13 protein-coding genes and 1 other RNA gene are annotated in these 12,250 nt (G+C 64.1%); 6 read left to right on the top strand and 8 right to left on the bottom strand.

Going from position 1 to position 12,250, the window contains the following annotated elements; genetic code table 11:
- Positions 1-53: 53 nt before the first annotated feature.
- Both AB7F49_RS18825 and AB7F49_RS18820 read right to left on the bottom strand, forming a co-directional pair.
- Positions 54-1,046 carry a tetratricopeptide repeat protein gene (locus AB7F49_RS18825; RefSeq protein ID WP_428525094.1) on the bottom strand — a complete coding sequence of 331 codons (993 nt, stop codon included), beginning with the start codon at positions 1,044-1,046 and terminating at the stop codon, positions 54-56.
- Positions 1,043-1,687 carry a thiamine phosphate synthase gene (locus AB7F49_RS18820; protein ID WP_428525092.1) on the bottom strand — a complete coding sequence of 215 codons (645 nt, stop codon included), beginning with the start codon at positions 1,685-1,687 and terminating at the stop codon, positions 1,043-1,045. Before AB7F49_RS18820 ends, AB7F49_RS18825 begins: the two co-directional genes overlap by 4 nt.
- Positions 1,688-1,992: 305 nt before the next feature.
- Between AB7F49_RS18820 and AB7F49_RS18815 the strand changes: the two genes are divergently transcribed.
- The gene (locus AB7F49_RS18815; protein WP_428525090.1) at positions 1,993-3,429 is read left to right on the top strand and encodes a multicopper oxidase family protein; all 1,437 of its coding nucleotides are present in this window, start codon (positions 1,993-1,995) and stop codon (positions 3,427-3,429) included.
- Positions 3,430-3,463: 34 nt separating this feature from the next.
- On the opposite strand, the gene AB7F49_RS18810 is transcribed toward AB7F49_RS18815, so the two are convergent.
- The 6 genes from AB7F49_RS18810 to tkt form a co-directional block, all read right to left on the bottom strand.
- Positions 3,464-4,489 carry a class I fructose-bisphosphate aldolase gene (locus AB7F49_RS18810; protein ID WP_428525088.1) on the bottom strand — a complete coding sequence of 342 codons (1,026 nt, stop codon included), beginning with the start codon at positions 4,487-4,489 and terminating at the stop codon, positions 3,464-3,466.
- Between the two features lie 18 nt (positions 4,490-4,507).
- On the bottom strand, positions 4,508-4,831 hold the full coding sequence (locus AB7F49_RS18805; RefSeq protein WP_428525086.1) for a type II toxin-antitoxin system PemK/MazF family toxin: 324 nt from the start codon (positions 4,829-4,831) through the stop codon (positions 4,508-4,510).
- Entirely contained in the window at positions 4,828-5,109 is a 282-nt protein-coding gene (locus tag AB7F49_RS18800; protein ID WP_428525084.1) for an antitoxin MazE family protein, read from the bottom strand. Before AB7F49_RS18800 ends, AB7F49_RS18805 begins: the two co-directional genes overlap by 4 nt.
- A gap of 32 nt (positions 5,110-5,141) precedes the next feature.
- Entirely contained in the window at positions 5,142-6,335 is a 1,194-nt protein-coding gene (locus AB7F49_RS18795) for a phosphoglycerate kinase (protein WP_428525082.1), read from the bottom strand.
- A 132-nt stretch (positions 6,336-6,467) separates the two neighbouring features.
- Complete coding sequence (gap, locus tag AB7F49_RS18790) at positions 6,468-7,475, bottom strand: type I glyceraldehyde-3-phosphate dehydrogenase (RefSeq protein ID WP_428525080.1); 1,008 nt, start codon at positions 7,473-7,475, stop codon at positions 6,468-6,470.
- Positions 7,476-7,629: 154 nt separating this feature from the next.
- Positions 7,630-9,618 carry a transketolase gene (gene tkt, locus AB7F49_RS18785; protein WP_428525078.1) on the bottom strand — a complete coding sequence of 663 codons (1,989 nt, stop codon included), beginning with the start codon at positions 9,616-9,618 and terminating at the stop codon, positions 7,630-7,632.
- A gap of 215 nt (positions 9,619-9,833) precedes the next feature.
- On the opposite strand from tkt, the gene AB7F49_RS18780 reads away from it, so the two are divergent.
- The 5 genes from AB7F49_RS18780 to AB7F49_RS18760 form a co-directional block, all read left to right on the top strand.
- Positions 9,834-10,115 carry a DUF4164 family protein gene (locus tag AB7F49_RS18780; RefSeq protein WP_428525076.1) on the top strand — a complete coding sequence of 94 codons (282 nt, stop codon included), beginning with the start codon at positions 9,834-9,836 and terminating at the stop codon, positions 10,113-10,115.
- Positions 10,116-10,138: 23 nt separating this feature from the next.
- Entirely contained in the window at positions 10,139-10,528 is a 390-nt protein-coding gene (locus tag AB7F49_RS18775) for a cell division protein ZapA (RefSeq protein WP_428525074.1), read from the top strand.
- Between the two features lie 65 nt (positions 10,529-10,593).
- Positions 10,594-10,752: non-coding RNA, 6S RNA (ssrS, locus tag AB7F49_RS18770), on the top strand.
- Between the two features lie 78 nt (positions 10,753-10,830).
- On the top strand, positions 10,831-11,475 hold the full coding sequence (locus tag AB7F49_RS18765) for a 5-formyltetrahydrofolate cyclo-ligase (RefSeq protein WP_428525072.1): 645 nt from the start codon (positions 10,831-10,833) through the stop codon (positions 11,473-11,475).
- A gap of 10 nt (positions 11,476-11,485) precedes the next feature.
- Positions 11,486-12,250: TIGR00282 family metallophosphoesterase (locus AB7F49_RS18760; protein ID WP_428525070.1), on the top strand; the 765-nt coding region annotated here is incomplete at its 3' end.

Genomic DNA, 12,250 nt, shown 5'->3' with positions numbered 1-12,250 from the left:
GTGCGGTTTTCGGGAATATCCGAGGCGCCATGTGCCCGGCGCGTTGCCCGCCGTCAAGAGCGCGAATTGGCGATGATGAACAACCACGGATCGGCTTCTTTCTGAGCCGCCTTGCGAACGTCCTCGCTCTGCCTGCCCATATAGTCGTCGAGCCATGGATCGGTCGCGCCGGCGGCTTTGGAGACAATGTGCCACTTCACCGCTTCCTTGGGGTCCTCCGGCACGCCGCGGCCGGCGGCGAGAATGCGGGCGAGGCGATTCTGTGCGATCGGCGCACCGCGCTGAGCGGCCTTGCGCAAGAGCTGCGTGGCAGCGGCCTCGTCCTTGTCGATGCCGGTGCCATTGAAGAGCGCGATGGCGTACTCCACCTGCGCGTCGAGATGATCGGCCAATGCCGCAAGGCCGAGCAGGCGGGTGGCCTCCTTTTCGTCCGTGGTGACGCCGCGGCCCTCCTTGTAAAGGGTCGCGAGCGCGTATTGGCCCTCGCGGTTGCCGGCCTGCGCGGCAATGCGAAACAGTTCGGCGGCGCGAGAGAAGTCGCGGGGAAATTGCACCCCTTCCAGATACAGCAGCCCAAGGTTATAGGCCGCGGCCGGCTGGCCGAGCTTGGCGGCGCTCGTGAACAGCTTGGTGGCGGCGTCGAGATCCTTGGGGCCGCCCCGGCCGGCAAGCCTCATCATGGCGAGCGAAAGCATCGCCTCGCGGTCGCCCCGCTCTGCGGCCTTGCTATACCATTCAACCGCCTTCGCATCGTCCTGCGGGATCCCCAGACCGCCGCCGTAAAGCACACCCATCAGCGTCATCGCTTTCGGGTCGCCGGTGGCGTCGACGCGCTTCTGGGCCTCGGCGAGCGCGGTCAGATAATAGCCGCGCTGGAACGCGGCATAGGCCGTGTCGGCGTTCGGATCAGCCTGGTCGGAATGCGGAGCGGGTTCCGGGAGCGGAACCGACGGCGGCGCGGGGGATGCCTTCTTGGCTGCACCCTGAGCGTGCGCGGACGAAACCGTGATCGCCAGGGCGACGGCGATGGCGAGCGGATGGATCATGTCGCGACCTCCGCCAGGTGGAGCCGCCCGGCGACGTCGGCGACCGCACGCGCGACCCCCCGCGAATCCGAAAAGACCGCGTCGCCGACCGCGATAAAGTCGGCGCCGGCCTCTGCGAGCGGCCTGACTTCTTCGAGCGAGGCAGCATAGGCGACGCATGGTACTTCGAACACCTCCGACCACCATGCGACGCGCTCGATCACGGCGTCGAGCGAGGGCCGCGCGTTGTCGCCGAACATGACGTAATCGGCGCCGTTCTCGGCCCCAGCCATGGCATCGTGCCGCGTTTCGAGCCCGCCGATGCCGGCGATACGGGCCGGCTTCAGCGATGATGCGGCTGCTTCAAACGCGGCAAGGCCGGCCAGATGCGCGCCATCGGCGCCGCTTCGGGCGACGATCTGCGCATGCCCGTCAAGGATCAGGGCGGCATCCGCTTTCTGCGCGGTCGGCGCAACGGCCTTCACCAGATTGATCAATGCGCGATCGTCGCCATCGGGCAGGCGCAGCAGCACGGCCGCGATGTCGGCGGAAGCAAATGCGGCCAGCAGATCGTGCTTCAGCACCTGCACGTCAGCGGTCACCGGCGTCACCAGATAGAGACGCGGTTCTGGGCGCACCAGTTCGGATGGTCGCGACGTCATTGGGGTTCCGATGGGACTTCAATCCGGCGAAAAAGCGGCGTTCGGCGATTGCGCAATGTCGTCCACGGCTGGTGCGCAGTCACGGACGTTGTTATCGTCCGGGAATTGCGGCAACGCAAACACGCACGCCCTTTTTCGGTGGTGCCAGCCGTGGTTCTGGCGCTGGCATCGGCCGCAAGACGCCGGTTCCCACCACAATGGTGCGCATGGTGGGCTGACCGGGCGGCCCGATCTGCGACCGCCAAGGTCCGTCTGGCCAGCGAACGGCTCCGCTTCGCCCGGACGGCTCATCGTCAGGAGGCAGCATGGCTTCGCAAAATTCGTCGATCCTCACCCGCCGTGATGTTCTTTTGGGATCGGCAGGGCTTGCCGCGGCTGCACTGTGCCGCACGCCCGTGTCGGCATCCGAAGCGCGGCTGCATGAAATATCGCTGACCTGCGACCGCGCGCTGGTTGCCATGGTCGGCTCGCCGCATCCCGACACCGAGGTGTGGTGCTACAATGGCGCCCAGCCCGGCCCGGAAATCCGCGTGCGTCAGGGGGATCGACTGCGCGTTCGCGTCGAGAATCGGCTGCCCCAGGAAACCACCGTTCACTGGCATGGAATTCGTCTTCCGAACGCGATGGATGGCGTTCCGCATCTGACACAGAAGCCGATCTCACCCGGCGAGACCTACACCTATGAGTTCATCTGCCCGGATGCGGGGACGTTCTGGTATCACCCGCATCAGCGCAGTTTCGAGCAGGTCGGCCGCGGTCTGTATGGTGCGCTGATCGTGGAGGAGCCGGAGGCGCCCGATGTCGACCGCGACGTCACATGGGTGCTGAGCGACTGGCGCCTGCTGAAGAATGCGGCGATCAGCGACGATTTCGGAAACATGCACGATGTCAGTCACAACGGCCGTGTCGGCAACACGGTAACGGTCAATGGCCGGGTTCGCGACACCTTCGCGGTGCGCGCCGGCGAGCGAATCCGGCTTCGCCTGATCAATGCGGCGAATGCGCGTATCTTCGGACTGGAATTCGCGGAGCACGAGCCCACGGTGATTGCGCTCGACGGGCAGCCGGTCGAGCCGCATACGCCGGAGGGCGGACGGGTGGTGCTCGGTCCGGCAATGCGTGCCGACATTGTTCTCGACATGAAAGCATCGAGCGGAAAGCGCTTCACTGTCGCCGACCGGTTCTACCGCGGCCTGCACTACCGTTTGCTTGATCTGCTTTACTCCGAAGCCGAGCCTTCATCTCGTGTCGGGGAAAGATCGCCGGTGCGGCTTGCGGCCAACCCGCTGGCCGAACCGGACCTCGGTGCGGCCGAACGACATCAGGTGGTCATGGGCGGCGGCATGATGGGCGGGATGCGATCGGCGATGATGGATGGCCGGGAGACCGATATTCGCACGCTGATGCATAATGGACTGGTCTGGGCAATCAACGGGATCGCGGCCAAGGGCCACGCGCACGAGCCGCTGCTCAGCTTTGCGCGTGGCCGTTCATATGTCGTCGAACTGGTAAACGACACGGCCTGGCATCATCCCATGCATCTGCATGGCCATTCGTTCCGGGTCATTTCGCGCAATGGCACGCCGACGCCGCGACGTGAGTGGCAAGACACCGTGCTGCTTGAGCCTCGCGAACGCACGGAGATCGCATTCGTCGCCGACAATCCGGGGGACTGGATGTTCCATTGTCACATCCTGGAGCATCAGGCCGGCGGAATGATGGGTGTGTTTCGCGTGTCGTGATGACCACCCGCCGGCCAGCCCCCATCTCGCAGGGTCAGGCCGCCTTCTTTTCCAGATCCTGCTTCCACTGACCGAGCGAGGCGAGGCCGTTCATCATCGCGCGATGGGTGAAGGCGCGCTGCGCCGCCGCGACATTTTCGCTCTTGCCGCTCCAGGCCTTTTGCGGCGCGGCCTGTAGTGCGCGGCCATAGGAAAATGTGAGCTTCCACGGCAGTCCGCCGATCTTGTTCATGGCGTCGAGATGGGCGGTGGCCTCCTCGTCGGATTGTCCGCCGGACAGGAAGGCGATGCCCGGCACCGCGCCCGGCACGCAATTCTTCAGTAGCTTCACGGTCTTTTCCGCGACCTCCTGTACCGAGGCCTTCTTCGCACTCTTCTTGCCCGGCACCGCCATGTTCGGCTTGAGCACGATGCCTTCCAGCGCCACCTTCTGATAGTAGAGCTGCTGGAAGGTCTCCTTGAGCACGAATTCGGTAACCTCGTAGCAGCGGTCGATGTCGTGGCTGCCGTCCATCAGCACTTCCGGCTCTACGATCGGCACGATCTGCGCGTCCTGGCAGAGCGCCGCATAGCGCGCCAGCGCATGCGCATTGGCGCTGATGCAGGCGTAGCTCGGAATGCCCTCGCCGATGTCGATTACCGCGCGCCACTTTGCGAAGCGTGCGCCTTGTTCGTAATATTTGGCGAGGCGATCGGCGAGCCGGTCGAGCCCGATGGTGACCAGTTCGCCCGGGCAATTGGGGAGGGGCTTTGTGCCTTCATCCACCTTGATGCCCGGAATGGCGCCGGCCTTCTTGATCAGATCGACCAGCGGCGTGCCGTCCTTGGCCTTCTGCCAGATGGTTTCATCATACAAAATGACGCCCGAGATATACTTCGACATCGCCTCGCTCGACCGAAACATCATTTCGCGATAGTCGCGGCGATTGTCTTCCGTCGACTCCACGCTGATGGCGTCGAAACGCTTCTTGATCGTGCCGGAGGATTCGTCAGCGGCGAGGATACCCTTGCCGGGCGCGACCATCGCTTCGGCGACCTTGTTCAAGTCTGCGAGATTCATGTCGTCTCCTGAACGTCTCTATTCAAATCCGAGGAATGCGGACAATGCCTGGTTCACCGTCGCCATGTCGTTCGCCGCGAGTTGACCGATTGTCCGGCCGAGCTTGTGGATCGGCAGAGTGTGCGCTTTGTCAACCAGAACTTGGGAACGGAGTTGCAGGCCATTGTCGGGTGTCGGTTCGATTGTGATGCGAAAAGCGGGCGCGTCCACCAGTTCCGAAGACAGCGGCAGCACCGTTACCGAATACAGGTGCCGAAATAAATCGGACTGGATAACCAGTACGGGACGCGGTTTGCCGTAGGAGCCGGGCAGGGCCGCTATGGCCAGATCGCCGCGGTTCATTTCCAGCTGTCAAAGTCGGTCAGGGCCTCGATTTCATCTAGAATCTGCTTCTCCTGCGGGTCGTCGCGCACAAGCAGGCATTGGCGCTTGATCTCGGCGACCACAGCAGGGTTTCGGGTATCGAGCACCCACATCTGGATCGGGCGGAGACCCTGCGCGCGCAGCTTATCGCGATGCTTTTGCGTCCTCTTCCGAGCGGAGAGCCGAGTGCGTTCGTCGGCTACCTCGTTGCCGGATCGCGTCTTGCTTTTCGCCTTGCTCTTTACGGTCTTCGCCATCGTGCCTCCGTTACATGTAACGTAGGCGAAGATCACCGGACCCGCAATACCTCAACGCCCGGCAGGGCCTTGCCCTCGCAAAATTCCAGGAACGCGCCACCGGCTGTGGAAACGTAGCTGAAATCGTCCGCCACCCCGGCCTGGTTCAGCGCCGCGACCGTGTCGCCGCCGCCGGCGATCGAGACAAGTTTTTCGGCCCTGGTGCGTTCCGCGGCGTGCCGGGCCGCAGCCACGGTGCCGCGGTCGAACGGTTGAAGCTCGAAGGCGCCCAGCGGGCCGTTCCAGAGCAGCGTCCGCGCGTCGTCGATAGCGTGAATCACGCGTTCGATCGAGAGCGGGCCGATATCGAGGATCATGCCGTCGTCCGGGATGGCGTCGAGGCCGTAGGCGTGCGACGGCGCGTTCGCCTCGAAATGGAAAGCGACGATGGCATCGACCGGCAGGATGATCGCGCATTTGCCGGCCTCCGCCTTGTCCAGGATGCGGCGTGCGGTGTCGGCGAGATCGCGCTCGGCCAGCGACTTGCCGATCCTCACGCCCTGCGCATGCAGGAAGGTGTTGGCCATGCCGCCGCCGATCACCAGCGCATCGACGCGGCCGACAAGATTTTCCAAAAGGTCGATCTTGGTCGACACCTTGGCGCCGCCGACGATCGCGATCACGGGCGCTGCGGGTGCGACCAGCGCTTTCGACAGCGCATCAAGCTCCGCCTGCATGGTGCGGCCGGCATGGGCCGGCAGCTTGTGGCCCAGACCTTCGGTCGAGGCATGGGCGCGATGCGCGGCCGAGAAGGCGTCATTGACATAGATCTCGCCGAGATCTGCGAGTTTCTGCACGAAGGCGGGGTCGTTCTTTTCCTCTTCCCTGTGAAAGCGGGTGTTTTCCAGCACGAGGATGTCGCCCGGGTCCATCGCGTCGATTGCGGTCTTCGCAACCGCGCCAACGCAGTCCTCGGCAAACTCGACCGGACGTTTGATAACCTCCGACAATGCGGCCGCGACCGGACGCAGCGAGTCCTTCTCGTCTCGGCCCTTGGGGCGGCCGAAATGCGCCAGGATGATGACCTTGCCGCCCTTGTCGGCGATTTCGGTGATGGTCGGCGCCACGCGCTCGATGCGCGTCGCGTCGGTGACCTTGCCATTTTCCATCGGCACGTTGAGGTCGACGCGCAGCAGCACGCGCTTGTTGTTCAGGTCGGCGTTATCGAGGGTGCGGAAGGAATTCATTTGCGCTCGGTCTCGTGTCCCGGGCGCAGTGCAGCGCGGAGCGATGCGCTGCAGAACCGGGACCTGAAAAATAATCGGTCCCGGCTCAGCGATGCACGCTTCACGCTGCATCGCGTCCGGGACGCGAGAGACTTAAATCAGCTTGCCCATCGCAACCGCAGTATCGGACATGCGATTCGAGAAGCCCCATTCGTTGTCGTACCACGACAGGACCGACACCAGCGTGCCGTCCATCACCTTAGTCTGGTCCATGTGGAAGACCGAGGAATGCGGATCGTGGTTGAAGTCGATCGAGACGTTCGGGCTCGTCGTATAGCCGAGGATGCCCTTGAGCTGCTGCTCGGACGCGCGCTTGATCGCGTCGTTGATCTCGTCCTTGCTGGTGGCTTTCTTCGCCATGAATTTCAGGTCGACCACCGAGACATTCGGGGTCGGCACGCGCATCGCGAAGCCGTCGAGCTTGCCGTTGAGTTCCGGGAGCACAAGGCCGACCGCCTTGGCGGCGCCGGTCGATGTCGGGATCATCGAAAGTCCGGCCGCGCGGGCGCGATAGAGATCCTTGTGCATGGTGTCCAGCGTCGGCTGGTCGCCGGTATAGGCATGGATCGTGGTCATCATGCCCTTTTCGATGCCGACCGCGTCATTGAGGACTTTTGCCACGGGTGCGAGGCAGTTCGTGGTGCAGGACGCATTCGAGACCACGAGATGGTCCTTGGTCAGCTTGTCGTGGTTCACGCCGTAGACCACGGTGAGGTCGGCCCCGTCGGCCGGGGCCGAGACGAGAACCCGCTTCGCGCCTGCGGTCAGATGAGCCGAGGCCTTGTCCTTGGCGGTGAAGATGCCGGTGCATTCCATCGCGATGTCGACGCCAAGATCCTTCCACGGCAGCGTGGAGGGATCCTTGACCGCCGTCACCTTGATCGCGCCGTTGCCGACCGAGATGGTGTCGCCCTTGACGGTCACTTCGCCCGGGAAGCGGCCGTGCACCGAGTCGAAGCGGAGCAGGTGGGCATTGGTTTCGACCGGGCCCAGATCGTTGATCCCCACCACCTCGATATCCTTGCGGCCGGACTCGGCGATCGCCCGCAAGACATTGCGGCCGATGCGGCCAAATCCGTTGATGGCGACCCGTACCGTCATGATTTTCCAAGCTCCCGGCTGGCTGAATTTGGAGGCGCGACCGCGCGAGAAAGGCGGACCGCGCGCTTGCGGCCTTCCTATAGCGGGAATCCGCACCAACTCAACTCGCGCAACCGCCGTCTGTGCCGCACTGCGGCAAAAAACGCCGGTACGGTTATCGCGGCCGGAACTTCGCCAAAGCTGCCGCCGCGACCGCTTCCGGCGTGATTCCGAAGTGGCGATACAGGTCCTTGTACGGTGCGCTGGCGCCGAAAGACGACATGCCGACGAATACGCCCTCCGAACCGATGATTGCGTCCCAGCCCTGGCGGATGCCGGCCTCGACCGCGACATTAACCTCGGCGCCGCCGATGACCGGGTGACGTTGCTCAGGCGGCAGCGACAGGAACAGTTCGAAACACGGCACGGACACCACGCGCGCCGGCTTTCCCTGCCGGTTCAGCAGCTGCGCAGCCTCGACCGCAATCGCGACCTCCGAGCCGGAGGCGAAGATCGACACGTCGACGTTGTCGCCTTCAACGGGGAGGATTTCGTAGGCGCCCGTGGCGCAGAGATTCTCGGGGACGTATGACGTCCGCAGTTGCGGCAGATTCTGGCGAGTCAGCGCCAGCACCGACGGCGTGTCCTTGGCTCGCAACGCCAGTTCCCAGCATTCGATCGCCTCGACCGCGTCGCAGGGCCGGAACACGTTCAGGTTCGGAATCGCGCGCAAGGCCGCGAGATGCTCGACCGGCTGATGCGTCGGGCCGTCTTCGCCCAGTCCGATCGAGTCGTGCGTCATGACATGGATCACCCGCTCGCCCATCAGCGCGGCAAGACGGATCGCGGGACGGCAATAATCGGAGAACACCAGGAAGGTCCCGGAATAGGGGATGATGCCGCCATGCAGCGTCATGCCGTTCATGGCCGCGGCCATGCCGTGTTCGCGGATGCCGTAATTGATGAAGCGGCCGGAATAGTCCGATGCGCTGATCGCCGTCATCGACTTGGTGCGGGTGTTGTTGGAGCCGGTAAGGTCGGCCGAGCCGCCGATCATTTCGGGGACCGCAGGCACGAGCGCTTCAAGTGCGAATTCGGAAGACGCACGCGTGGCGATCTCCTTCGGCGCCTTCGCCAATGTCTCCTTCACGCTCTTGACCGCGTCGGCCAGGGCCTCCGGCAATTCACCCGTGATGCGACGTTCGAACTCGCCCTTCACCACAGGATCGAGGCCGTCGAGCTTTTTGTCCCACGCCCTGCGGATATCGTTCGAACGCTGGCCGGCGTCACGCCACGCCTTCAGAATGTCGTCCGGAATGACGAAAGGCTCATGGCTCCAGCGCAGCTTCTCGCGCGCGCCCTTGATCTCGTCGGCACCCAGCGGCGAACCGTGCGATTTTTCGCTGCCGGCCTTGTTTGGCGCGCCGAAACCGATCGTGGTCTTGCAGGCGATCATGGTAGGTCGGTCGGCCTCTTGCGCCTTCTTCAGTGCGGCGGCGATGGCGTCCGGATCATGCCCGTCGATGCGCTCGGCGACCCACCCCGCAGACTCGAAGCGCTTCACCTGATCGACCGAGTCCGACAGCGACAGCTTGCCGTCGATGGTGATCCCGTTGTCGTCGAACAGCACGATCAGCCGGCTCAGCTTCAGGTGGCCGGCCAGCGCAATCGCCTCCTGGCTGATGCCTTCCATCAAATCGCCGTCAGAGGCCAGCACATAGGTGCGGTGATCGACTACGTCACCGAAAACGGCATTGAGATGGCGCTCCGCAATCGCCATGCCAACCGCATTGGCGATGCCCTGGCCGAGCGGACCGGTGGTCGTTTCCACGCCGGGCGTGATGAAATTCTCCGGATGGCCCGGGGTTTTGGAATGCAGACGGCGGAAATTCTTCAGTTCCTCGAGCGTCATCGCCTCATAGCCGGTGAGGTGCAGGAGCGCATAGATGAGCATCGAGCCGTGGCCGGCGGACAGCACGAAGCGGTCGCGATCGGGCCAGGCCGGATCGGACGGATCGAATTTCAGGACCTGCGTAAACAGCACGGTCGCGATGTCGGCCGCGCCCATCGGCAAGCCTGGATGACCGGACTTGGCCTGCTCGACGGCGTCCATTGCCAGCGCGCGGATCGCGTTGGCCATACGGTCGTGATCTGCGCGCGACATGGGGGAATCCGGGAAGCGTTGAATGCTGGCGCGGTCCTATCATGCGGATGCGGCGAGTCCAGCGCGGGCGGCGCAGATGGCGGAACAATCGCCGAACCGCGAGGATGATGGGGATGATGCGGGGGAAACGTTGACGGGCTTGAAGCGTCAAATTAGGCTTGCTGCCTTAACGCGTTGTGTAGCAACGGTTTTTGAATAGATGGGTGCTGCGTGACATGACCGATCCGAGCGCGATCGACGCGGCCGCCCGCAGACTGGCTCACGCTCTGGACGCATTGCAGGCCGCGGTGGTGCGAAAGCGTGAGGCCGATTCCGGCGGCGAGGCGGTCGCGACCCAATTGCATGCGCTCGGCAACGACCGCGCCCGGCTGGCAGCCGAACTCGACACGGCGGCTGCGCATGCACGCAGGCTTGAAGATACCAACCGTGAAGTGGCGCGCCGGATCGAGGTCGCGATGACCACGATCGAAAAGCTGCTCGACGAGCACGATCGCTAGGGCTTCCGGGAAGGGACAGAGCGATGGCTCAGGTGAATGTAACGATCAATGGCCGCCATTACCGCATGGGCTGCGAGGATGGCCAGGAAGACCACGTCGTCAAGCTCGCCCAGGATATCGACGGCCTCATCGACCATCTGCGCGGTACCCATGGCGAGATTGGCGACCAGCGGCTCACCGTGATGGCCGCCCTGACGGTTGCCGACGAACTTACCGAACAGACTCGCCGGATTCGCAGGCTCGAGGAGGAGATTGCCGCCCTGCAGGACGCCCGCGTCGTGTCCGCCGAACGCACCCAACAGGCCCAGGCCGCCGTGGTCGCGTCGCTCAATGCCGCCGCCGAGCGGATTGAGGATATTGCGCGTCAGATCAACCAGTCGATCCAGCCCGGACCGGGCGTGGCGATGGGTTAGCGCCTTCGGCCGGCCCGGCGGAATGACGTGTGGCGCTTGCCGGGATCGCACACTACATTGTTCCGGCGGGGCTGCGGGGTGCGACTGGAAACATCATACTCCCGGGGCCTTACGATCCTGAAGGGAGCTGTCCCTGGTCGGGTCCGTGGATCCGGTCATATGGCGCCCACCTACTTCTGTAGGTTCCCGGGGTCGAAAATTCCGACGGCCATCGTGGCTCCGCACTTTCTCCTTTCGCGTCCCGGGCGCAGCGCAGGACGAAGTCTTGCGCTGCAGAACCGGGCCCCATTCTCGAATGATGCGTGGGTCCCGGATCAGCGTCGTACCGTTTCACGCTGCGCCGCATCCGCGACACGAGTCTGATGATGACGGCAGCTTCGCTCAAACCCGAAAAATCCACCCTTCGCACCGAAGCCCTTTCGCGCCGCGAGGCGATGCCCGCGCAGGAGCGAGCCGCCGCCGTGGAAGCCGTGGCGCAGCGGCCGTTTGCGGTTCCCGTCGCAACCGGCACCATCGTCTCCGGCTATTCGCCGATGAAAAGCGAATTCAACCCCGTGCCGCTGATGCGCAGGCTTGCCGATCTGGGCGCAGCGATGGCGCTGCCGGTGACCCCGAAGCGCGGCAATCCGCTGGTCATGCGGGCCTGGGCGTTCGGCGATGAACTGGCTTCGGGCGTGTGGGGCATCCGCGAGCCGAAGCCCGAGGCGCCCGAAGTCTTTCCCGACGTCATGCTGGTGCCGCTTGCGGCGTTCGACCGGGCGGGGCACCGGATCGGTTACGGCGCCGGCTATTACGATAGGACCATCGCCCGCATCCGCGCGATGAAGCCGGTGACGACGATCGGACTTGCCTTTTCGTTGCAGGAAATTGGCAGGGTCCCGGCCACGCCGTTCGACCAGCCGCTCGACCTTGTGCTAACGGAAAAAGAAACCATCGATTTCCGTTAGGGAGCATTGTTTGCGCATTCTGTTCATCGGCGACGTGGTCGGGCGCTCCGGGCGGGCGATCGTGCAGCAGCGGCTGCCGGGTCTCGTCGCCGACTGGAAGCTCGATCTGGTCGTGCTGAACGGCGAGAATTCCGCGGGCGGTTTCGGCATCACCGAAACCATCTTCAACGAATTTGTCGATTCCGGCGTCGACGTTGTCACGCTCGGTAATCACTCCTGGGATCAGCGCGAGGCGCTCGTCTTCATCGAACGCGCACCCCGGATGGTCCGACCCCTGAACTATCCCAGGGGAACGCCTGGCAAGGGCACCGCCATGATCGAGGCGAAAAACGGCGCACGCGTGCTCGTCATCAATGCGATGGCACGCATCTTCATGGACCCGCTCGACGATCCATTCGCAGCGATCGAACGTGAATTGGATATCTGCCGCCTGAAGCGCGACGCGGACGCCATCCTGGTCGACTTTCACGGCGAGGCGACCAGCGAGAAGCAGTCGATGGGCCATTTCCTCGACGGCCGGGTCAGCGTCGTGGTCGGCACCCATACCCACGTGCCGACCGCCGACCATCAGATTTTGCCGGGCGGCACGGCCTTCCAGTCCGACGCCGGGATGACCGGCGACTACGATTCCGTGATCGGCATGCTGAAGGACGAACCTGTGTCGCGCTTCCTGCGACGAATTCCTGCGACCAAGTTCGAGGCCGCAACGGGTCCCGCGACCCTGTGTGGCCTGGCGATCGAGACCGAAGACGCATCCGGGCTGGCCACGCGTGTG

The organism is Pseudorhodoplanes sp., from assembly GCF_050250235.1.
Taxonomy (GTDB): domain Bacteria; phylum Pseudomonadota; class Alphaproteobacteria; order Rhizobiales; family Xanthobacteraceae; genus Pseudorhodoplanes.
The sequence above is the reverse complement of the archived record's forward strand: the minus strand, read 5'-3'. Positions and strand labels throughout refer to the sequence as shown.